This is a genomic window from Candidatus Hydrogenedentota bacterium (genome assembly GCA_016791475.1).
In the GTDB taxonomy this organism is placed as follows: Bacteria; Hydrogenedentota; Hydrogenedentia; order Hydrogenedentales; family JAEUWI01; genus JAEUWI01.
This window is the reverse complement of sequence record JAEUWI010000087.1, coordinates 1-22055: the sequence shown is the minus strand read 5'-3', so window position 1 is coordinate 22055 and position 22055 is coordinate 1. Positions and strand designations below refer to the sequence as shown.

Genomic DNA, 22055 nt, shown 5'->3' with positions numbered 1-22055 from the left:
ATTTGGCGCTACGTCAACAGCTAACTATCTGCTACACAAACAATTGCAAAGAATCGAAAACTGGGGATCACTCAGCGATGGATCGCGGCAGGAGGCACGAAATGGAATTTGAGAAAAGCAAGAGCTTCAAGCTTCCCCGCATCGGGGCAAATGCGGAGGCGCTTCGCGCCATGGAAAGCGTCCTGGCCCAATCCGGCCCCTGTGTCTACCGCTACTACCAGGATACCTTCGATTCTCTGGACGCGCTGCTGGCGGATCGGGAGCTTCCTCTGGAGCGCATCGATCTGGATGCCCCGGCGGCGACGGTGTGCGTCGAGCGATCAAACGTGACGGTGCACCACCGCCCGGACGCCCACGACATCGTGCGCGACCTTCAGGCGGCGATACTCAAATACGAGATCACGCCTTTGGCCCGCTTGGCGGATCTTTGTCGGCTGATGCTGATGGTGGTGTTTTTTGGTGCGTGGCTTGGAAACGGCTTTGCCTTCATGATGATCACGTTCGTGGTTGGCATGCTGCTGGAGCATGCCGCCAATTCCTTGATAGTAAAAGAGCCCCTTGTGAAGTTGCCCTTCGGCATGCAGATTGACCAACGCATCTGGTGGGTGGGCGGCATGGTTGCTTTGGTCCTGGTGATGTTGGTCAAGAGCTATTTTCGGCAGGGCAGATGAGGGAGTTGGTGGCAAACGTCGATGGCCTTTACGAAAGCGGCCTGAACCACGCTCGAAAGGGCCCCATGCGGTGCCAACTGTACATTCCCAAAGTCGTCGCCCCGATGCCGAAAACGACGAGCTGCCAGAGCTTCGCGCCGTGGTTCAACAGCTCGGCGCAATCGCCCACGCGGTCGAATCCGCCAAGACCGAGATAGAGACCGTTGGCGATGAGGGAGAACCCCGCGAAGTAGCGCAGGGCGTGCTGAACAGGACGACGCAGGTGGCGCGAAAGCCCGAGGAGCAACGCCGCGAAGACCGCGCCGCCAGCCGCCCCTGCCCACGCAACGACGAGTGGGTGGGGGTTCTCGATATAGATGGTCTGGGAAAAGCCGAACAGGGGAAAATGGACTTTCTCGACCAGACCACCGGTCAACCATGCGGTGACACAGTGGCCCAATTCGTGCATGGCCATCATGCCGTACCACGACGTGATGGTTACGACGAGTAGTCTGCCGAGTTGACGTATCATGGTCTTGGTGGCTTCATTGCGAAACCCCTTCAAATAACGCGGGTTATCTGACTGCACGCCATTCCATCGACCATAAGCTACCGTCCGCCCGAGGCGGACCGCGTATGGGTGGCACCCGGCGTCAGCTTACGGTCGCTCGGTCGCACATCAACTCCAAACATTCGCGTCCATTCGCGTCCATTCGCCGTTCAGCCTCACCCGTCCCTTACTTCAACACATACCCCTCGGCCAGCGCCGAGAATTCCTTCACCTGCGACTGCTCCCAGGCTTCGTCTCTACCAAGCACTCGGGCAAGTATCCTTGCCACCTTCGGCGCGGCTTCGATGCTGGCGCGGGCGTTGAGCAGGAGACAACGCGTGCGGCGGGACAGAGCGTCCTCCACCGTGCGGGCCATTTCTTCGCGGGCGCCCCAGGCGATTTCCGCGCCGGAGATATTCAGCGCGGGGTGGATGGGGGCTCCCCAGGTACCATCTTCTCGAATCAACGCGTGTATTTTTGGCGCGTCGCTGCCGTAGAGGCCGAGGGGTCCGAGTTCTTCGGTGTTCTGGTGCCAGCCGTGGATGTTGAGTCCTTTCGTGGCGCAGGGGCGCTCTTCGAGGCCAGCGAGTTCCGCCGCCTGATCGACGGTATCTTCCGCCATACGTCGGTAGGTGGTCCATTTGCCGCCGGTGATGGTGACGAGGCCGCCTTTGGAAATGGTGAGGCTGTGATCGCGGGAGAGGGCGGCGGTATTCTCTTCTCCCCCATTGCCCACGAGGGGGCGGATGCCGGTGAAGACGCTGCGCACATCGGCGCGGCTGGGATCCTTGCGGAGGTAGCGCGCGGCGTGCTTCATGATGAAGACGATCTCCTCTTCCTGCGCCACTGGTTCCTCGGGGAGGCTGTCGATGGGCGTGTCGGTGGTGCCGATAATCACGTGGCCGTGCCAGGGCACGGCGAAGAATACGCGGCCGTCGTCGGTGTGCGGCACGGCGATGGCGCTGTGCCCCGGCAGGAATTCACCGGGCAGGACGAGGTGCACGCCCTGGCTGGGCTTCACCATGGGCGGCAGATCGGCATTCTCCATCTGGCGCACGGCATCGCAGAAGGGGCCGGTGGCATTGATCACCACCTTGGCGTTGAGCGTGTAGTGCTTGCCGGTCTCGCGGTCTTCCGCCTCCACGCCCGTCACGTAACCGTCTTTCAGGATCAGCCCTGCGGCGTTGACATAGTTCAGCATCACCGCGCCCTGCTCGGCGGCGGTCTTCGCCATGTTGATGGCCAGGCGCGCGTCGTCGAACTGGCCGTCGTGGTAGACCACGCCACCGCGGAGCCCTTCCGTCTCGATGGTGGGCAGGCGCTTGATGGTATCCTCGCGGGAGAGGTTGCGCGAATCGCCAAAGCCATATTTGCCCGCGAGCATGTCGTAGACACGCATACCGATACCGTAGAAGGGACCTTCCCACCAGTCGTAGGTGGGCACGACAAAGGGCAGGTCGTGGACGAGGTGTGGCGCGTTGCGGCGCATGATGCCGCGCTCTTTCAGGGCCTCCATGACGAGGGAAATATTGCCCTGGCGCAGGTAGCGCACTCCGCCGTGGATTAGCTTGGTGCTGCGGCTGGAGGTGCCCTTGGCAAAGTCGGAGCGTTCGATGAGCACCGTCTTGTAGCCGCGCGACGCGGCATCGATGGCCGTGCCGAGGCCCGTGGCGCCGCCGCCGATGATGATCATGTCCCAGGGTTTGCTGCCGTGCTCTTCGAGCAGGGCGATCATGTCTTCACGTTTCATGGTGGATTCCGAATTTCTTAGTAGCTCGCAGTCGCGCGATGGGTCTTATGGGTCTTATGGGTCTTATGGGTCTTATGGGTCTTATGGGTCTTATGGGTCTTATGGGTCTTATGGGGCTTATGGGGCTTATGGGGCTTATGGGGCTTATGGGGCTTATGGGGCTTATGGGGCTTATGGGACCCTATGGGGTTGGGGCTTGGATCGTTTTGGCCCATACGCCCCTGTCATTGCCGCGCAGTTCAATGTTCTTCCCAGTCTTTTGCCCGTTCCAGGGCTTTTTCCCAGCCTCTGCGGGCGGCGTCGCGCTCGGCAGCGGCCAACTCGGGCGTGAATATCCTTTCCGCTTGCCATTGCGCCGCCAAGGTCTCGCGATCGGGCCAGAAGCCCACGGCGAGGCCCGCGAGGTAGGCCGCGCCGAGGGCCGTGGTCTCCAGCACGGCGGTGCGCACCACCGGGGCCTGCAAAATATCCGCCTGGATCTGCATGAGCAGATTGTTCGCCGCCGCGCCGCCGTCCACGCGCAGTTCCTTCACGGGTGTGCCCGCGTCGGCCTCCATGGCGCGGAGCACGTCCGCCGACTGCCACGCAATCGCCTCCAGCGCGGCCCGGGCGATGTGGGCCTTGTTTGCGCCGCGCGTTAGCCCGAGGATCGCGCCTCGGGCATATTGATCCCAATGGGGCGCGCCGAGGCCGGTGAAGGCGGGCACGAGGTAGACGCCGCCACTGTCGGGCACACTTGCGGCCAGCCCCTCGATCTCGGAGGACTTCTGGATCATGCCCAGTTCATCGCGCAGCCATTGGACCACGGCGCCGCCGATGAAGACGCTGCCCTCCAGAGCATATTCGAGTCTGCCCCCGAGGCGCCAGGCCACGGTGGTGAGGAGGTTGTTCTTCGATGCCACGGCCTCCGTCCCCGTGTGAAGCAGCATGAAGCAGCCGGTGCCGTAGGTGTTCTTCGCCATACCGGGGCGGATGCATTGCTGGCCGAAGAGGGCCGCCTGCTGGTCGCCCGCGATCCCCGCAACAGGCACGGGCGCGCCGAGGAGCCCGGCGTCGGTCTCGCCGTAGACCGCGCTCGAATCGCGCACCTCGGGAAGAATGCTCCGGGGGATATTCAACAGTGCGAGGAGTTCGTCATCCCAGTCGCCCGTATGAATGTTGAAGAGGAGTGTGCGGGATGCGTTGCTCGCATCGGTGAGGTGGCACCGCCCTCCGGTAAGATTCCAGATCAGCCAGGAATCGATGGTTCCGAAAGCCAACTCGCCCTGCTCAGCGCGGGTGCGGGCGCCCTCCACATTGTCCAGGACCCAGGCGAGCTTCGTGCCGGAGAAATAGGCATCCAGTACGAGCCCGGTCCTACGCTGGATTAGATCGCCATGACCGGCGGCGCGCAGGCTGTCGCAGTGCTCGGCCGTGCGGCGGTCCTGCCAGACGATGGCGTTGCAGACCGGCTCGCCGGTGGCGCGATCCCACACGACGGTTGTTTCGCGCTGGTTCGTGATGCCGATGGCGGCTATTGCTTCCGGCGAAACGCCATGCTCGGCGAGGACCTGGCGAGACACGGCGAGCTGGGTATTCCAGATTTCGGCCGCGTCGTGCTCCACCCAACCGGGCCGGGGGTAGATCTGGCGAAATTCGCGCTGCGCCACGGCGCAAATTCGCCCCGCCGCGTCGACAAGCAGTGATCGGGAGCTTGTGGTTCCCTGGTCCATGGAGAGAATAAATTGCATGGCATGTTTCCCGACGGTCCACCGCCCGATGGCGCCGGGCGGCCGTTAACATCTTCCGGGAAACACGATACACCGCCGGGGCCCTCCGGGGCCAGCTACTTCCTGCCGCGCACCATGGCCAGGATGGCGGCCGGGGGGATATCGTAGGGCGTAGTCTTCGACGCGAAGCATTTCTTCGCGAGCGCAACGATGTCGGACTCTTTGAGGCCCGCCGCCCTGGCTTCGGCCACCACCTCGTGCATCTTGCAGACGATCTCCCGGTAGCACTCGGCCTGGCATTTCTCGCCAACGCCTTCTTTAATGAAGATGCCCATGCCGCGCCGTGTGTAAACGAGCCCCATGATTTCCAGGTCGCGGTAGGCCTTGGCCACGGTGTTGGGATTGATGTTCAGCTTCTCGGCGACCGCGCGTACGGTGGGCAGTTTATCTCCCGCCTTGAGGTCGCCCGAGGCAATAGCGAAACGAACCTCATTCTCGATTTGCGCAAAGACCGCCACGTCGCTCTGCAGGTTGATTCGTTCAAGCATGGCCATTCCTTTGTGATTGAAGGCACGTTGTACCTGCTGCCAGATCCGCCGCTGCCCAGCGGCACATGGACATTATAGTAAGACGAGCACGAAAAAGCTACCCCAATATTTACTATTTGACTGCCTGTACGCATCGTGAAAGACAGCGGCCCTTCCGCCCGGGGCGCCCGCGCGGCCAAAACAAAAACAGGCCGCGGGGGCACGTGGTGCCTCGCAGCCTGTATATGGGTGATTTATGGTGCCGGAGAGAGGACTTGAACCTCCACGCCCTTGCGAGCACATGGACCTGAACCATGCGTGTCTGCCATTTCACCACTCCGGCGAAGGACCGATAGTGTATCGCAAACCGGAGGGACGATTCAATTTTTTGATCGCATTTGATGATGCGTTCTTAAATGGGGCTCGCGGATGGCGCGGACGTTGTGGACAGCGTGTACGAGGCGGACGCAAGTGTCCCGGCGATGGCGCCGCCCGCTTTGGTTGGTGCACAATACCCCCATGCCCGCCATGTCCTTGCCCGTTTTCATCCTCACCCGCCACACGCGGGATACCTCCCAGGGCCTCACGCTGCGCTACTGGGCCGCCGGCGTCGATGGACCGGTGTTGCTGGAGTTCACGGGACAGGAGGGGGTGTTTTTCGTTCGTCGCGACGTACCCGCCGCGGCGGACCGCCGTGCCAATGTAGCCCTGGCAACGCTGGAGGGCGCGCCGGTGGACGCGCTCTACTTTCGTTCCACCCGCGCACTCCAGGAATCGCGCAAAGCGTTGAGCGGTTCGGAGTGCGGCGCCTGCGAGTCGGATATTCGCCCGGCGGATCGATTTCTCATGGAACGCTTCATCACCGGGCCCGTGCTGGTGCAGGGCGAAGCCACGGCGCGGCGCGGCTACCGAGTATTTGTCAATCCCGCCGTGAGCGCCGCAAGCCATAATCCGACGCTCCGCGCGGCTTCCATCGATATCGAAACCGAGGGACTCGACGGCGCGCTCTACTCCATCGCGGCGCGTTGCGGTGAATCGGGCGTCGTGTATGTCGTTGGGGCGGGCGAAAACACGGAGGCCTTCCGATTCCTTCCCGACGAGCGGGCCGTGCTGCTGGCCTTTTTTGAATGGATCCGCGCGACAGACCCGGATTTGCTCATCGGATGGAACGTGATCGGCTTCGACCTCTTGTTTCTGGCCGATCGATGCCGCACTCTCAAGATCCCTTTCGCCCTTGGCCGTGATGGAGAGATTGGTCGGATCTATCCGGGCGAACGGGCACGCCAGCCGGCCCGAGCCGACATCCCCGGCCGCATGGTGATCGACGGTATCCCCGCGCTGCGAACGGCGGGTTATGGCTTCGAAGACTTCAGCCTCGAAAGTGTGGGGCGGGAGTTGCTCGGGCGTGGGAAACTTATCGCGCCTGGGGAAGACCGCGTCGCCGAGATCAACCGCCTCTATCGCGAAGACAGAGTCCAGCTTGCGGCGTACAACCTGGAAGACTGCGATCTCGTGCGGGACATTTTCGAGGCGACGGCGCTGGTGCCCTTCCTGGTGGCGCGCGCCACGCTGACGGGTCTCACCATGGATCGCATGCCCGGCTCCATTGCGGCCTTCGAGTTTCTCTATCTGCCGCGTCTGCACCGGCGGGGCTTCGTCGCGCCCGATGTGAAGGAACGGCCCGAGGCCAATCCCAACCCCGGCGGGTACGTGCTGGATTCGTCTCCAGGCCTCTACGCCAACGTGCTGGTCTTCGATTTCAAGAGCCTGTACCCGAGCATCATCCGCACCTTTCACATCGATCCCCTCGCGTTGTATCAGCCGGGCGAGAATCCCATCCCCGGCTTTCACGGCGGCGCGTTTTCGCGCGACGCCACGATTCTTGGCGGCTTGATCGAGACCCTGTGGGCCGCGCGGGAACAGGCGAAGCGCGAGAAGGATCAATCGCTGAATCTGGCGACGAAGATCCTGATGAACGCCTTCTACGGCGTCCTGGGCACACCCGCGTGCCGCTTTTACAGTCCCAAGCTCGCCAGCTCCATCACGCGCCGGAGCCACGAGATCCTGACGCGCACCAAGGGTCAGATCGAGGCGCGGGGCCATCCGGTAATCTACGGCGACACCGACAGCCTGTTTGTAGCCCTGGGCGCGGGGTATACCGAGGAACAGGCACTCGAGATCGGTCGTTCCCTCGCGCCTGCGATAAATACCTGGTGGGCCGAGACGATCCGGGTGGAGTTCGGAATCGAATCCTTTCTCGAACTTCAATTCGAGACCTGCTACCTCAAGTTTCTCATGCCCACGATACGGGGCTCTTCCGTTGGCACGAAGAAACGCTACGCGGGCCTGCGCCGGGAAAGCGATGGGGCGCTCGGCGTCAACTTTCGCGGGCTGGAGAGCGTGCGCACGGATTGGACACCCCTGGCGCGCCAGTTCCAGCGCGAGCTATACCGCCGCGTATTCATGGACGAGCCCTGGGAGGATTATGTATTCGAAACCGCGCGTGATCTCCTCGCCGGCAAACTCGATGACCTGCTGATCTATCGCAAGCGCCTGCGCAAGGACATGGCCGAGTACACGAAGAACGTCCCGCCGCAAGTACAGGCCGCGCGCAAGCTGGCGAGCTTCCACGGCTCGGTCATTCACTATGTCATCACGCTCCACGGCCCCGAGCCCGTGCAGGATCGCAAGAGCCCCATCGACTATGGGCACTACCTGAACAATCAACTCGCTCCCGTGGCCGACGCGATCCTCGCTTTCTGCGGAACGAGCTTCAGCCGGATTACGGATCCGCAGTTGTGGCTGTTTGACTAAGGGCCGGGTATGACTGAGACACTGAATCGCAAGGAGCGCAAAGAATCTCCATTCTTTGCGCTCCGTGCGTACTATCGCGGCTAAACTATGGTCTATCGCGTGCTCAGTCGCGACGGCTCATCCGGCTCCACCCGACGAGGCCCAGTCCCGCCACGGCAAACATGAGCAGGTCCCCGCGCACATTGCGGGCCTCCCGCTGGAGCGCCTTTGCCGGATTGCATCCATTGCCTTCACCTTCGCCTTCGCCTTCGCCTTCACCTTCGCCTTCGCCTTCACCTTCACCTTCACCTTCACCTTCACCTTCACCTTCGCCTTCGCCTTCGCCTTCACCTTCGCCTTCGCCTTCACCTTCGCCTTCCCCCGCTTCCGGGGTCAGGCTGGCTTCCGCCGTGTTGCCATAAGCGCCCTGATTCACGCGTCCGCCATTGGGTTCCTCTTCATTTGCAAAGCTATCCGCGGGATCACCCGCATCGATGCTCGGACTCGTCGCGGCATCCACGACGAAGGCGCCCGCGCCGCCATTGGCCGCGGGATCCCAGCGTCCTTCGGTGGACTGGAGATGAAAATCATTCATGGCCATATCGGCAAAGAGGGGATCTGCCGATATGTTCCCCGTCCCGGCGATAGCTTCGGCACTGTTGCTATAGGTTGCCGCGAGTGTGGAGCCGGGCAGCACATAGACTTCGTCGTCGCCATTGCCCCAGAGGATACTGTTGCGCATGGTCACTTCGGACAGGCCTTCGATTAGCAGCCCGTTGCCGCCGACATAGGTTTCAGCCGCCGTATTGGCCGCGATGGTGCAGTTGATGATGGTAACGTTCGAGCCCGTCGGCACGCCCTCCACTTCGCCGCCGTCCACGTAGACGGCTCCGCCGCTGGCCTGTCCGGGGTTTACTTCATTGCCGTAGATCAGTTCGTTTTCCAGCACGGCGGTTGCCGCTTCGTCAACAAAAACGCCAGCACCCTGACCAGCGGCGAAGTTGCTGAACACTTCGTTGAACGACAGGTAGGCGGTATTGCCTGAATTGAAGACCATAATGCCACCGCCCCAGCCGTAGCCGAGAGCGCGGCCGATCTCGTTCTCGAAGACCCGGTTGCCCGTGATCACCGCGCTGGGGGCTCCGACGTAGATACCGCCGCCGTGATCGCCCACGGCAACGTTGCCGCGGACCGTGTTGTTTCGAATGATCACCGTGCCGCGCACGGCGGATATACCCGCGCCCCGCCCCGCCGTGTTCTCGCTGATGTCGTTGTCTTCGATGGTGATGGTCGCCGCGTCGGACGCGATGCCGCCGCCGAAGGACTCAAGATCGCCCCGCCGGGCATCGTTCCCCTGTATGGTGTTGTTGCGGATGACGGGGGCGCCGTTGCGCGCGAAGATGCCGCCGCCGCTCGAGCGGAACGCGTCGGTGGTGCTGCCGCCACCGCCGGTGATGCGGAAACCGTCCACCACACTCTCGCCGGCCTCCAACAGGGAGATCACCGACTCCGCCCCGGTGCCGCTCAACTCGGTAATATTGGCTTCCGGATCCCGGCTGACGAAATCGCCGGCCGTGGCGGTGTCATACTGGACCGTTGACCCGCCGGCGTAGCCGCCAAGGAGTTGCACGGCCTTGTTCATGACGAGCACGTCTTCGTTATACGTGCCGGTGGCCACCCGCACCTCTTCGCCTTCGGCGGCGGCGTCCACCGCGGCCTGGACCGTTCGATAGGGGTTCAGGGTGGAGCCATTTTCGGTACCGGTCTGGTTTCGGGAATCCACGTGGACCTGCGCGGAGGCGCCACCCACGAGGAGCAATCCCGCAGTTACAAACGAGAAATTCATGAGTGTACGCATTTTCAAGGGGTTCTCCACGTTGAGGTAAATTGTGCCGGCGTGCCTGTTTCCGCCCTGCGTGCTTGAACTCTACCACGAAAGTGTCAAAAGGTTATAGTGTTCTGGTGGATGGGGATAAGCCCTTCCCCGATGCGCCGACCCCGTCGGGGTCCAATTATCGTGCTGGACCGAGAGGTGTTGTTCCGTGACCATTCTTTGCAATCTCTTACCGTGCCTTTGCGCCCTTGCGGGCTCCGCGTTCGCCGCGCCCGCCCCGATCATCACGCACGTGGTGGAAGGCCCCTGCCAGCCCGGCCCCGTTCCCGTGGAGATCCTGAAGCCGGACACCCTGGTGTCTGGAAAGAGCTACCCCGTGCTCTACATCCTTCCCGTGGCCGCCGGCGTCACAAGCCGTTGGGGCAGCGGGATTCAGGAAGCGGCCAAAGGAGATGTGGCGAACCGTTACGGTGTAATTTGTGTGGCCCCGGCCTTTTCGGCCACGCCTTGGTTTGCCGATCATCCGACGGATCCGGCGCTCCGTCAGGAGAGCCATTTCATCGACGTGGTAATCCCGTGGGTGGAGGCCCACTACCCGGTGGAGCGTGCGCGCGCCGGACGGCTCCTCCTGGGTTTCAGCAAGTCGGGTTACGGTGCGGTGATGCTGCTCCTGCGCCATCCGGACTTATTCGAGCGGGCTGTGGCGTGGGACGCCCCGCTGGGTAAAACGGCGCCGGATCAGTTCAACATGATCGACGTCTTCGGCACGGCGGAGCACTTCACCGCCTATTCAATCCCAGGACTGCTGGAGCAGCGCGCGGCAGCGTTGAAGGATGGCCCGCCGCGTATCTATCTGATGCCGGATCGTGAAGGCGATCACAAGATGGACGATGTGAAGGCGCAATTGGAGCGATTGGAAATCCCCCACGAGGTCGAATACACCTCGGGGCTTGCACATCGCTGGGACAGCGGCTGGGTTTCGCGCGCGGTGGCCCTGGCGATTCTGGGGGCCGCCGCACCGGCGGAACCTGAAATCAGCGCCGGGGCAACCCCGGCCCCTCGATGAACTGCTCGAAGCGCTCGCCATCCCAGATGGTATGGCTGCGGTGGTCGATCCAGTCGCCGGTGTTGATGTAAGTGCCTGTTCCCCGCGAAGTCTCGATGCTTTCGTGCACCGGCGCGTGGGCATGGCCGCAGAGCACCACATCCGCCTCGCCCCGATCCAGCACACCGGTGGCGTAACGCCGCAGCGAAGTGGCCTCCGGTCCCGTGTAGGGATCTTTGGTGCCCAGATAGGTGCGGCTGCCGTGGCTCACGCCCCGGGCGATGGCCATGGCCCAGTCGGGATGAATCAGACGAAAAGCCCCGACCACGAATGGGTTCCGCGCGAACTTCTTGTAGGCCCGATAGCTCCGGTCCTCGGGGTTGATCCCGTCGCCGTGAACGAGATGTCCGCGCAGTTCGCCGAAGCGGTGCTCCATGATATTGGGGTGGATGTGAAACCCCAGCTCGTCGCGGAGAAAACGGCCGCCCCAGAAGTCATGATTGCCGCAAATCAGGTGCAGCTCCATTCCTCCGTCACGCAAATCGGCGAAGGCCCGCAGCACCTCAAAGAAATCGGAGAAGACGACGTTCTTATACTCGAACCAGAAATCAAAGAGATCCCCGAGGCAGATGATCCGTTCGAATTCCCCGTCCTGGAAACGTCGAAGGAAATCCACGAACTCCCGGTGCCGCTCCCGGTCCTCGGGAATAGCCTTCAAGTGGACATCGCTGAAAATGAGGGTTTTCTTCACGCAGGGAGCATCCTATGCGGCAGGCCATCGAAGTTCAGGGTTTGCGGGGACGGCAAGAATGCCACGTCGCAACGATTGGGAGCGCCCGATACGTTACAGCAACCCGAAGCTGCTCAAGGGCCAGATGCGCAGAACGGCGCGACCAATAATCTGGTCTTCCTCCACCGCCTCGAAACTCCGGCTGTCCTTGCTCACGCTGCGGTGATCGCCCAGCACATAGTACTCGCCGGCGTCGAGATAGACAGGGTCGCGCACATCGGGCGAGTGCTGCTCTTCGGTGACGAGATAGGGTTCGTCCAGCTTGCGGTTGTTCACGTAGACCGAGCCCCGATCAAAGATCACTTTGACGCTGTCCGGGGCGGGCTGGTCCTTGTGCACTTCACGGGCGTCTACGGTGTTGTCGGACTCGGAGAGCGGCGGTCCCTGGGCAATTACGCGTTTGATATAGCGCTTGTTGCTTTCCACGGTACTCTCGAATACGACGATATCCCCATCGTCGAGGGGGTGAAATCCGCCGATCAGCGGCAGACTTGCGAGTTTGGTGGGCAGCTTGAACACGAGAATGCGTTCGCGGTCTTCCAGCGTGGGAATCATGGAATCCCCCTGAACCTCATAGCCCTCAATGACAAAGGCCTTCAAGCCCCAGAATACGATCAGAAACAGCACCACCATTTTGATTAGTTCGGTGACATCCCGTTTCATTTCCTGGCGGGGTTGCAGGTCGCCGGAGGGCGCATTGCCGAGCTGGGCATCTTCTGAAGACATGTCTATCCTTGTCCCAAGGGGTTATATGGTCGAAATGTACCACGGCGCAACGAATTCCGCAAGTCCGCCATGGACTGGATGGGATCCTGGAACTCCGTGGCGTAACGGCCCACATCCTCCAGCCGGTGGGCGTCGCTGGACGCCGTCTTTCTCCGCCCGAGGTCGTCGGCCAGCTTTTCCGCCAGTCGCTGCTCGTGGGAGGCGAGGTTTACGCTCTTTACTTCCAGGGCCTCAAAGGGCATGTCGAATATTCGCTCATCGAAAGGGATCGCGGCCCGAGTCGGATGGGCCGCGATGCACACCGCGCCCATCGACTGCGCCTTTGCCAGCATCGCTTCCGGCTGCCCGCCCGGCACAAACTCCTTCACCTGCTCGGGCTCAAGCCCGTAGATCAGGATATCGCCGCGGGCGGAACTATATTCGAATGCCGCCATCACGAGGAATCCGGGATGGCCCGAGGCCGCCACCAGCGCCGCCAGCTCCTCCGGTGTCCACTGGTAGTGGTGTTCGGTGATCACCAGTCCATCCAACCCGGCTTTCACGGCGCGATCAATGAGCCGGGACTCGTCGATTATGCTGCACGCGGAGTGCCGCCGGGTATGGAGATGGAGGTCGATGATCAATCCCATAGCAGTACCAGTGGCATTCCTTCCCGTTACACGTTCAGGCTTCCAGCCCCAGGCCCAGGGCGGCGATAACCGGCGATCCCTTGACGTAGCGGGGCATGATGATTTCCAGGTCCTTGGTCACAAACTGCCGGACCACAAAAAGCGCGGCGGCGGGGTGTTCGTAGGCCAGTTCCTTGATATATTGCCACCATTCGCCGTCGGGGATATCCCGGCCCAGGAGCACTTTCGGGATATCGGCGGGATCGTCCTCGGCCTGAAGGGCCTTGATCTCGTCCGCCAGCGCAACCTGCTCCGCACGGTTGGCCTGACGTTCCAGGCGCGCCCCGATGGAGGCCACGAGTTTGCAGGCGTCGGCGTAACGGGCCACAAAGGCGTCCCACTGGGGATCCACCTGGCGGACCAGCTCGGCGAGAAAACTCAGGCGCAGAGGAAGGGGCCGCTCCTCCAGGCGGGCGGCAATCCGGGGGTTCAACAGGAGGTAGCTCAGGGCAATTCCGACATGAATTTCCGGTGCCTGAAGGGCCACCGCGTCTTCCGGCCGGCGAGGGTAGTCCGCGTGGAGCAACTGAGCCCTGCTCTGGTAATTGGGCGAGGTCGGCATGGGCTCGGGAAAGGCCGCGTAGTCATAGTCCAGCCCGACCGCGATGCGATAGCCACGGACGGCCGTGGCAATGTCGTTGGCGGACAGGGCCGCGTCGGCCTCGTCCAGATAGGCTTCCTGCATGCGCGAACGGATGCGTAGGAGCTCATAGGCCTGGGCCGCGGCCTTGTACTTGCCGAGGCGCACGGCGTTGTCCGCCAGCAGGGTCACCAGGGGTGCGGGGAGCTGGGGCGGTCCCTTTTTCTCCAGTTCGTGCTTGACCTGTTCCTGGACCTCGGGGTGTTTTACCTGCTCCAGCGCTTCGCGGAAGCGATCGCCCTCGGTCGACTGCGGCACCAGATAGGCGTACTTGTCCGCGGCGATATCCTCGGACGAATAGTCCCGGAGGGGGGAATAGGAAATGAACAGGAAACGGAGATTGACAATATCCCCTTCGGCCACGGCTTTGGCCAGGCACTTATTGATAATATCCGGTGTTACCGGCGCCTTTTCGGCGACTTTCTTTTTCGCCATCAGACGGCGCTCCCTTGCTTCAACATGCTCTGCACCAAGGATTTACGCTCGTCCCAATTCAGATCCGGCTTCGTGACCTCGTAGTAGGGAAGGCGCTCCTGGATCTGGTGATAAACCCGCTGGCGAAAGTGGCGCAACACCCGGCTGGCATGGCGCTCGTGGGCACGGCTCCAATGGCTGGCCTCCACGCATTCCTTGTCGCGGCCGGCCTGAAGCACAAGTTCTTCCATATATCGGGAAAGGAAGTGGCGCAGGGCCGCATCGAATTTCCGTCGGCAGGTATCCAGCTCGGGGGAATTCGATTCGGCGGCCTTCTGCCAGGCATCTTCGAGGGCAATCACCGCGGCGCGGTCGTCCGCGTAACGCTGGCGTAAGTCATTGTCCCGCAAGATGTAAAATGCCGCGTTGTGCTTGGCGATATCCAGCAGGAAGGCATCCCGGCGGCTCTCGGTGATCTGAACGCGGCTGATTTCCAGCAGCAGGTTCTTGATCAACCGCTTGTAATTGTTGCGCACTTCGCCGGGCTTGCAGTCCTCGCCCAGCTCCAGTACTTCAAAATAGTTTACGTATCCATCGTCAATCATCGATACAGTACTCCGAGTAAACGGTGATTGTACCCCGAAGGCATGGGGGGGCTCAACTGTGCTATCATATGCTTGCAAGGCGCGCGCCCCGGGCAGGGGCCGCCTGAACGGATACAGTCGAAGGAGTTGGATTCCCGTGGCGGAATATATCGGCACGCCGGGGCAGGGCGCGGCACTGAAGGATAAGCAGAAGCTCAGCCGTCCCAGGCGCTATAAAGTCCTTTTGTTGAACGATAACTACACCACGATGGAATTTGTGGTGGATATACTCATGCAGGTTTTCCGGCGCACCCACCAGGAAGCGGTGAACATCATGCTGAGTGTGCATGAGAATGGTTCCGGCGTGGCGGGTGTATATGTGAAAGACGTCGCCGAAACGAAGATTAAGACCGTCCACGAGATGGCGCGGGATCATGAATTTCCGCTCCGTTGCACGATGGAACAGGAATAGTTTGCGCAACATGCCAGATTTCGAGGTGCCCGATCCATGATCAGCAAGGAATTTGAAGTCACCCTGGGCCAGGCCCTCAAAGAGGCCCGGGAAAGGCGCCACGAGTACCTCTGCAACGAGCATGTCCTTTTTGCCATGCTCCATGACCGGCGCGGCTCGGAAATCCTCCGCGCCTGCGGCGGCAATCTCGCCCATCTCGAGCGCCAGCTCGAAGAATTCTTCCGCGAAGAACTCGAAGCAGTCCCGGAAGGCGAAGATCTGGTCCTGCAGCAGACGCCCGCCTTCGAACGCCTGATCGAGCGCGCCATCCTGCATGTGCAGTTCTCGGGTCGGGATGCGGTGGACTCGGGCGACATACTCGCGGCCATGCTGGAAGAAGACGATTCCCACGCATCGTGGATCCTGCAGGAAGACGGAATCGCCCGGCTGGACGTGTTGAACTATATTTCCCATGGCATTACCGCCGACGGCTCGGAGTACATGGGCGATGATTCCGAGTTCGATGACGAAGACGAGGAGGGCGCGCCGAAACGCAGCGCGCTGGAATCCTTCACGGAAAATCTAAATGAGAAGGCGGCCCGGGGCGGCATCGATCCCCTCATCGGGCGGGAAGAGGAACTGCGCAGGACCGTGCGCGTCTTGTGCCGTCGGCGGAAGAACAATCCGATCTTCGTGGGCGAACCGGGCGTGGGCAAGACGGCGCTGGCCGAGGGCCTCGCGCTGGCGATTCACGAAGGGCGCGTACCGAAGTACCTGGCCGATGTGGAAATTGTGTCGCTGGATCTGGCCGGCATGCTGGCGGGCACTAAATTCCGGGGCGACTTCGAGCAGCGCCTGAAAGCCGTGCTCAAGGAACTGCAGAACCAGAGCCACATCGTTCTGTATATCGACGAAATCCACACCCTCGTGGGGGCCGGAGCCACCACGGAATCCACCATGGACGCCTCCACTATCCTGAAGCCCATGCTGGCGTCGGGCGAGCTCCGTTGTATCGGTTCCACGACCTATGAAGAGTACAAGAACCATTTCGAGAAGGATCGGGGCCTAAGCCGCCGCTTCCAGAAGATCGACATAAACGAGCCCAGCGTGCCGGAGACGATCCGCATTCTCCGAGGCCTTAAAGCCAAGTATGAAGAGCACCACGGCATCCTGTACACCGACAGCGCCATCCGCGCCGCCGCAGAACTCTCGGCGAAACACATCAATGACCGCTTCCTGCCCGACAAGGCCATCGACGTCATCGACGAAGCCGGGGCGAGTGTGAAACTGGAAGGCGGCGCCGATCGCAAGACGATCCGGCCCCAGGATATCGAAAAGATCATCGCGGAAATCGCCCGCATCCCCGCCCGGAGTGTTTCTTCTTCCGACAAGGAAAAGCTGGGCACCCTGGACTACGAGTTGAAGAACGTGGTCTTCGGACAGGACGACGCCATCACCCAAATCACCCGGGCCATCAAGCGCTCACGCGCGGGACTCGGTCGGGCCGACAAGCCTATCGGCTGTTTTCTCTTCACGGGCCCCACGGGCGTCGGCAAGACCGAAGTGGCCAAGCAACTCGCCAGTATCCTGGGCAACCACTTCGCCCGATACGACATGAGCGAGTACATGGAGAAACACGCCGTGTCGCGCCTCATCGGTGCGCCTCCCGGCTATGTGGGCTTTGACCAGGGGGGACTGCTGGTCGACGAGATCCGCAGAAATCCCTACACCGTACTGCTGCTGGACGAACTCGAGAAGGCCCACCCGGACATCTACAGCGTGCTCCTCCAAGTTATGGACAACGCCAGCCTCACGGACAACATGGGCAAGAAGGCCGACTTCCGCAATGTCATTCTCATCATGACATCCAACGCCGGCGCGCGCGAACTCGCCTCTTCCACCATCGGCTTTCAGGCGGCCGAAAACGACAGCCGCCACAAGAGCATGAAAGCGGTGGAAAAGGCGTTCACACCGGAATTCCGCAATCGCCTCGACGCCATTGTCCCCTTCAACGCCCTGCCGATGGATATCATCGAGCAGGTGGTGGACAAGTTCATTCTCCAACTGCAAAAGCAGCTCGCGGCGCGCAAGGTCACCCTGGCCATCACCCCGGCGGCGCGGCAGTGGCTGGCCACCAAAGGGTACGACGACAAGTTCGGTGCACGCCCCCTGGCCCGCCTCATCGGCAGCGAAATCGAGACGCCGCTGGCCGACGAGTTGCTCTTCGGGCGCCTGGAAAAGGGCGGCAAGGTGACGGTCGAAGTGCTGGATGACGCCATAACCTTTACCTACCCCGACTGAAAGGCGCTCCAAATTTGAGCGCCCGAGGGTGTCAGAAATTGGTCGATTTCCCTTGCCCTGAACGCGCCATAACGCCATAATACGGCGGTTGGGCGGATGGTCCGTGGCGGACCGGCCGCAGGGACCCCGTCAGGCACGCGGTCCGGATCACAGAAGCGCCGGTTCACGGGGGGAGCCAACCCACGCGCACCCAGATAGCAAACGGGAGAAGTGTTTCATCGTGAAGACCAAGTTCCACAAGACCGCCGGGGGCGTTGTCATCAACAGCAACCATGAAGTGCTCGTGATCGTCCGCGACATCGAACGCGATGGAATCCTGGTCCACGAAGTGCGCCTGCCCAAAGGTCACATCGATCCCGGCGAGTCTGCGGAAAAGGCGGCCATGCGGGAGGTCTGCGAAGAGTCGGGGTATTGCCACCTGAAGATCGCGGGCAACCTCGGCTCCGGCCATTCCACCTTCACGTTCAAGGGCAAGCACCACGAACGGGACGAGCAGTACTACCTCATGGAACTGACCGACCCGACCCACGAGCCCCCCCAGCCCATGAGCGAAGAGGAAGCCCTGTTCGAACCTCAATGGCTGCCCCTGAGCGAGGCCGCCGATCGGATGACCTACGAAAGCGAACGGGACTTCGTGAACCGGGCCTGGGAACTGGTGCGGGGGCTGGGGTAGTTTTGTCAAGTGCGCTCGAAAAACGCCGTCCGATAGGCAACTATTCTTGAGGTGGATTGTTCCTTTGAAATTCGAGCGCTTCGGTTTCGATCTGTTCAGCGGTCTCGAGGCGAGGTTGGCATTTGTCGGCCCATGATCGCCCGGGGTGAAGTACGTCCCATCTGGGTCGCAGACCCGCGTGTCGTCCTTTGCCGGGGTCATGGTTGCCGAATCCATCGATGAGTGAATTCCAGAGCGGGGCAAATCGCGCAATCAGCAAGGATTCTCCAAGCGGAATCCAAATATCATCGACTACCAAATAGCGGCAAGAAAAATCTTCTACGGAAAGGTTCGTAGCCTCCTCAACGCTCCGGAGATGTTGCATAAGTCGCGAAAAGAGCACTCGGCCTGGAATGGCAGACAAATCACTGCCCTTGCGAGCACCTTTGGGGACGGCCTTGCCGATATAGATCGGTGCCTTGCACCGCCCGCCCATGTTCGAGCCCGAGATCGGTTTATATGCTGGGAAATCACCATGATAGTAAATGGCGTATATGCCCGCACCATCGAAGTTCTTAATTTCCGCCAGTGGAACGACAGGTTGACGAAGCATCGCCTGAGCGACGCTTTCTCCCAACTGTCGTTTGTCCAGGGGATTGAAGGGAACAACATTATCTCGGGTCATGCACGAGTCCTTGAGCGCGAGCGTGCCACGGCCAGCAATTCAGCCTCGGCTATCCGCTCGGCGACGGACGCCGCAACGCGCCGCCCCAAGGCGACAGGAACGGCGTTGCCGAGTTGGCGCATGATTTCCGACCATGAGCCACGGAATACATAGCCATCCGGAAAAGTCTGAAGTCTGGCCGATTCCCGAGCAGTAAAGTAGCGCACCTCACCCGTCTCAAGGACCATCATGTTTTCACCGCCGGGCACGCCATGATCGCCCGCTTTCAACGTTTTTGCGGGCAGGTCAAGAGGACTTCCAGTATGCCCGGGATAAGGTCTGGCTCCGTCCTGAAATCCGTGGTTGTTGAAAATCGTCGGGCGTTTCGAGCGGGGATCCGGCATTCCTCGCAGAGCGTCTCGTACGGTTCTCCAGGGCTTTTCATCGATGAGCAGTGACCACGAGGCCAATTTTCGGACGCGCGACTCCAATCGTTCTGGAAATTCCGGTCGATCTTTCCTGGCGATTTCATGTCGATCCCAATAATCCCCGGTCACCCACTGGTCATGAAGTAGCGCATCCAGGGTGTGGGTCGGCTTCGGGAACGACCACTCTATCCCAAGGTCTGAACGAAAACCCACGATAAAGACACGCTCGCGCTTCTGGGGCACCCCATAGTCCGCTGCATTTACCAACGTGGGAACTACGTTATAGGTCAAACCGTACAGGTGTCTTGCTCCCGAGGTCTTTTCCTCCTGGAGTCGTTTCAAATGCCCCGACCAGCTTTCCGTCTCTCCCCGCACCACTTCGGGAAATTCCAATTGAAGGAGAATGTACTGGTAGTAATTGGCGAAACTTGAACGAGTCAGGCCCTTCACGTTCTCAACGATAAAGGATTTCGGCCTCAACCTGCGCACGATATCCACCGTGGAGGGAAACATGTCTCGCTTGTCACCGAATGCCTTGTGCTTGCCGCCCATGGAAAATGGCTGACACGGCGGGCCGCCCGCCAGCAAATCTATGCCTTCGGGGATGGAGGACCAGTCAAATTGGCGAACATCGCCTTCCCAGACGCGCCAGTCCTTCACAAGGGGATAGCCCCTGCGCTGGTTCTCTCGGATGGAATCGCAGGCCCATCGGTCCCATTCCACCACAGCGAGCGACTCGAAACCCGCCAGGGTTACGCCCATGGCCAGTCCGCCCGCACCGGCGAAGAGTTCGACCGATTGCAGCATCGCTCCGCCCCCCTATTCGTTGTTGAGGAAGTTGTACACCAAAATAGACACTTTTTCAGGATTGCTCAACTGGCACTCCCACACCACCAACACACGCCACCCCAATGCCCGGAGTCTTCGACGGTTTCTGCGATCACGAAGTCGATTGCCTTCCAATTTCTCGGTCCAGAAGGCAATGCGGGTCTTGGGCATGCGCGCGCGTCGACAATTTGCATGGCGGTGCCAGAAACAGCCGTGCATAAAGATTACAGCGTTCCGAGCGGGAAAAACCAAATCCGGATTACCGGGCAAGTCCCTGCCGTGAAGACGGTAGCGAAAACCCATACCATGAACAAGACGACGCAACGCCAGCTCGGGAACGGAGTCCTTGGCCCGGACTCGGGACATGAGCTCGCTTCGTTCAGCTTTGGACAGCGTGTCCACAGTATTCCATTCTCACTTGCGCCGTAAGCCTTACAATATCACATTCGATGGCAACCAGGCACCACCGAGTGACCGCCTTGGCCCGTTGCAATTAATACGCCGCGCACTCTGCGGCGCGCGGCGTATTGGTTGATCTCTCCATGCCGTGGGCTACGACGCGGAAATACAATAAAGATACTTGTTTCCACGGAGGAAGAGTTCGTTTCCAACGATCACCGGGGTGGCGTCGAAACCGTCTTCAAGGGTGTTCACGGCGACGGGAGTGAAGCTGTCGGACTGGGCTACGACGGCGATTTTTCCTTCGCGGTCGGCGATGTAGACGTGGCCCCCCGCGCCTACGGGGGAGGCGTAGATAATGCCAAGCCCCTCCAGGGGAGCCTGTTCGAATTTCACCGCGCCGGTTTTGGCGTCGATATTGGTAAGTTTGGCCGTGTTGGTATTCAGGAAGTAAAGGCGGTCGCCGTAGAGTAAGGGGGAAGAAACGTAGGGCGTGCCTCCGCTGTAGGTCCAGGCGATGGAATCGGTGCCGGTGAGATCGCCCGTATTGCCCAGCTTGATGGCCGCGAGGGCCGATGCCCGGAAGCCGCTGGCGCAGTAGGCCATGCCGTTGCCAAAAGCGGGCGTGGGGATGACATTCGCCGTCATACCGCCGCATTCCCAGATCAAGTCGCCCGTGGCCAGATCATAGCTCCGAATCTTGTTTGTGGCGTTGACCACAATCTGGGTCTTCCCGTCGACTTCTACCGCCATGGGCGAGGTCCAGGTGGTCTTTTCATCCCGGGACTTCTCCCAGATGAGCTCGCCCGTGGCCTTGTTGTAGGCTGCGATGCGCGAGCTGCCCTCGTGGTCCTGAAGGACGACGATCGCATTGTCCGCCAGGAGGGGCGAACTGCCTTCGCCGAAACCTCGCTTGATGGTCATCTTGTCGAGGGGCTTGCTCCACTGGTGCTTTCCGTCCACGTCGTAGCAGTGGAGTCCCCGGGAGCCGAAACTGGCCCAGACGAACTTCCCATCGGTCACGGCGGAGTAGGGCGCGAAACTGCCGGTGGGGTGGTGCCCCTCCTGAGGCACTTCCTTTGCCGCCGTCTGCTTCCAGAGAATCTTACCGTCGGCGCGGCTCATGCACACCACATCGAAGGCCCACGTACCCCCGCCCATATCGGTGGCGGTCAGGAGAAAAATCTTATCTTCCCAGACGATCGGTGTGGACTGGCCCGTGCCGGGAATCGGCACTTTCCACTTCACATTTTCCGTCTCGCTCCACTTGGTCGGGGGATTACCCGCCGGTGCGGCGCCGGTTCCTTCGGGGCCGCGCCAGTTTGGCCAATTGGCCGAGGCCAGGGGCGCGCTCAGGATAGCGGCCAGAAAACATGCGCGGAGCAATAGACGACCATATTGAATCTTCATCGAAGTCACCTCAATCCCAAGTTGCTGCCTGGGGTAAACCGGCCGGTTCACCCATCGTTCCCTGCAATTAATGGCTGTATTCAGCCCGACCGGCATTCGCGGTCAGGCCGTCGTCATTCTAGCCGCGTCGATGCTTCCCCCGCCACCTTCCCGCAGGGCAGCCCGGCCTGGATTCAAGCTCTAAGTGCAACATGCTGTTCTTTTCGTTGGGAATAGAAGACTTCATTTGGCGTTCGGTAGCC

The 22055-nt window shown here is 61.1% G+C and carries 21 protein-coding genes and 1 tRNA gene; 7 read left to right on the top strand and 15 right to left on the bottom strand.

The window, feature by feature from the left end; translation table 11 throughout:
• Positions 1-101: 101 nt before the first annotated feature.
• On the top strand, positions 102-671 hold the full coding sequence (locus tag JNK74_27015; protein MBL7649843.1) for a hypothetical protein: 570 nt from the start codon (positions 102-104) through the stop codon (positions 669-671).
• Positions 672-699: 28 nt separating this feature from the next.
• Here JNK74_27015 and JNK74_27010 read toward each other — a convergent pair whose 3' ends face one another.
• Both JNK74_27010 and JNK74_27005 read right to left on the bottom strand, forming a co-directional pair.
• On the bottom strand, positions 700-1182 hold the full coding sequence (locus JNK74_27010; GenBank protein ID MBL7649842.1) for a M50 family metallopeptidase: 483 nt from the start codon (positions 1180-1182) through the stop codon (positions 700-702).
• Positions 1183-1387: 205 nt separating this feature from the next.
• Positions 1388-2950, bottom strand: coding sequence for a glycerol-3-phosphate dehydrogenase/oxidase (locus JNK74_27005; protein ID MBL7649841.1), 1563 nt, complete (start codon positions 2948-2950; stop codon positions 1388-1390).
• Between JNK74_27005 and JNK74_27000 the strand changes: the two genes are divergently transcribed.
• Positions 2934-3281: a hypothetical protein gene (locus JNK74_27000; protein MBL7649840.1), complete on the top strand. Its 348-nt coding sequence runs from the start codon at positions 2934-2936 to the stop codon at positions 3279-3281. The two genes, JNK74_27005 and JNK74_27000, sit on opposite strands and share 17 nt — an antisense overlap.
• Here the strand turns inward: JNK74_27000 and glpK are convergent.
• From glpK to JNK74_26985, 3 genes are all read right to left on the bottom strand, one after another.
• Complete coding sequence (gene glpK, locus JNK74_26995; protein ID MBL7649839.1) at positions 3190-4680, bottom strand: glycerol kinase GlpK; 1491 nt, start codon at positions 4678-4680, stop codon at positions 3190-3192. The genes JNK74_27000 and glpK overlap by 92 nt on opposite strands.
• A gap of 95 nt (positions 4681-4775) precedes the next feature.
• A complete protein-coding gene (locus JNK74_26990) occupies positions 4776-5207 on the bottom strand; it encodes a GntR family transcriptional regulator (protein ID MBL7649838.1) in 432 nt (143 codons plus the stop codon).
• Between the two features lie 236 nt (positions 5208-5443).
• A tRNA-Leu gene (locus tag JNK74_26985) sits at positions 5444-5529 on the bottom strand.
• Between the two features lie 176 nt (positions 5530-5705).
• Here JNK74_26985 and JNK74_26980 point away from each other — a divergent pair.
• Positions 5706-8000: a DNA polymerase II gene (locus tag JNK74_26980; GenBank protein MBL7649837.1), complete on the top strand. Its 2295-nt coding sequence runs from the start codon at positions 5706-5708 to the stop codon at positions 7998-8000.
• Positions 8001-8103: 103 nt separating this feature from the next.
• Here the strand turns inward: JNK74_26980 and JNK74_26975 are convergent, their stop codons facing one another.
• Positions 8104-9843 (bottom strand): right-handed parallel beta-helix repeat-containing protein, encoded by a 1740-nt coding sequence (locus JNK74_26975; GenBank protein ID MBL7649836.1) that lies wholly within the window; start codon positions 9841-9843, stop codon positions 8104-8106.
• Between the two features lie 178 nt (positions 9844-10021).
• Between JNK74_26975 and JNK74_26970 the strand changes: the two genes are divergently transcribed.
• The gene (locus JNK74_26970) at positions 10022-10879 is read left to right on the top strand and encodes a hypothetical protein (GenBank protein ID MBL7649835.1); all 858 of its coding nucleotides are present in this window, start codon (positions 10022-10024) and stop codon (positions 10877-10879) included.
• Here the strand turns inward: JNK74_26970 and JNK74_26965 are convergent.
• The 5 genes from JNK74_26965 to JNK74_26945 form a co-directional block, all read right to left on the bottom strand.
• A complete protein-coding gene (locus JNK74_26965; protein MBL7649834.1) occupies positions 10848-11609 on the bottom strand; it encodes a UDP-2,3-diacylglucosamine diphosphatase in 762 nt (253 codons plus the stop codon). The two genes, JNK74_26970 and JNK74_26965, sit on opposite strands and share 32 nt — an antisense overlap.
• Positions 11610-11702: 93 nt before the next feature.
• Positions 11703-12374 carry a signal peptidase I gene (gene lepB / locus JNK74_26960; protein ID MBL7649833.1) on the bottom strand — a complete coding sequence of 224 codons (672 nt, stop codon included), beginning with the start codon at positions 12372-12374 and terminating at the stop codon, positions 11703-11705.
• Positions 12375-12376: 2 nt separating this feature from the next.
• Positions 12377-13003: a PHP domain-containing protein gene (locus tag JNK74_26955; GenBank protein ID MBL7649832.1), complete on the bottom strand. Its 627-nt coding sequence runs from the start codon at positions 13001-13003 to the stop codon at positions 12377-12379.
• A 34-nt stretch (positions 13004-13037) separates the two neighbouring features.
• Complete coding sequence (locus JNK74_26950) at positions 13038-14117, bottom strand: hypothetical protein (GenBank protein MBL7649831.1); 1080 nt, start codon at positions 14115-14117, stop codon at positions 13038-13040.
• Positions 14117-14701, bottom strand: a complete 585-nt coding sequence (locus JNK74_26945) for a hypothetical protein (GenBank protein MBL7649830.1) — start codon at positions 14699-14701, stop codon at positions 14117-14119. The genes JNK74_26950 and JNK74_26945 overlap by 1 nt, the downstream gene beginning before the upstream one ends.
• Positions 14702-14804: 103 nt before the next feature.
• Between JNK74_26945 and clpS the strand changes: the two genes are divergently transcribed.
• From clpS to JNK74_26930, 3 genes are all read left to right on the top strand, one after another.
• The gene (clpS, locus tag JNK74_26940; GenBank protein MBL7649829.1) at positions 14805-15152 is read left to right on the top strand and encodes an ATP-dependent Clp protease adapter ClpS; all 348 of its coding nucleotides are present in this window, start codon (positions 14805-14807) and stop codon (positions 15150-15152) included.
• A gap of 36 nt (positions 15153-15188) precedes the next feature.
• Complete coding sequence (gene clpA, locus JNK74_26935) at positions 15189-17432, top strand: ATP-dependent Clp protease ATP-binding subunit ClpA (GenBank protein MBL7649828.1); 2244 nt, start codon at positions 15189-15191, stop codon at positions 17430-17432.
• Positions 17433-17535: 103 nt separating this feature from the next.
• Entirely contained in the window at positions 17536-18105 is a 570-nt protein-coding gene (locus JNK74_26930) for an NUDIX domain-containing protein (protein ID MBL7649827.1), read from the top strand.
• 40 nt (positions 18106-18145) lie between these two features.
• Here the strand turns inward: JNK74_26930 and JNK74_26925 are convergent, their stop codons facing one another.
• The 4 genes from JNK74_26925 to JNK74_26910 all read right to left on the bottom strand — a co-directional run bounded on the left by JNK74_26925 (position 18146) and on the right by JNK74_26910 (position 21813).
• Positions 18146-18769: an Eco29kI family restriction endonuclease gene (locus JNK74_26925; GenBank protein MBL7649826.1), complete on the bottom strand. Its 624-nt coding sequence runs from the start codon at positions 18767-18769 to the stop codon at positions 18146-18148.
• Positions 18766-19980, bottom strand: a complete 1215-nt coding sequence (locus JNK74_26920) for a DNA cytosine methyltransferase (GenBank protein ID MBL7649825.1) — start codon at positions 19978-19980, stop codon at positions 18766-18768. The genes JNK74_26925 and JNK74_26920 overlap by 4 nt, the downstream gene beginning before the upstream one ends.
• 15 nt (positions 19981-19995) lie before the next feature.
• On the bottom strand, positions 19996-20406 hold the full coding sequence (vsr, locus tag JNK74_26915) for a DNA mismatch endonuclease Vsr (GenBank protein ID MBL7649824.1): 411 nt from the start codon (positions 20404-20406) through the stop codon (positions 19996-19998).
• Positions 20407-20556: 150 nt separating this feature from the next.
• Positions 20557-21813, bottom strand: coding sequence for a PQQ-like beta-propeller repeat protein (locus JNK74_26910; GenBank protein ID MBL7649823.1), 1257 nt, complete (start codon positions 21811-21813; stop codon positions 20557-20559).
• Positions 21814-22055: the final 242 nt, after the last annotated feature.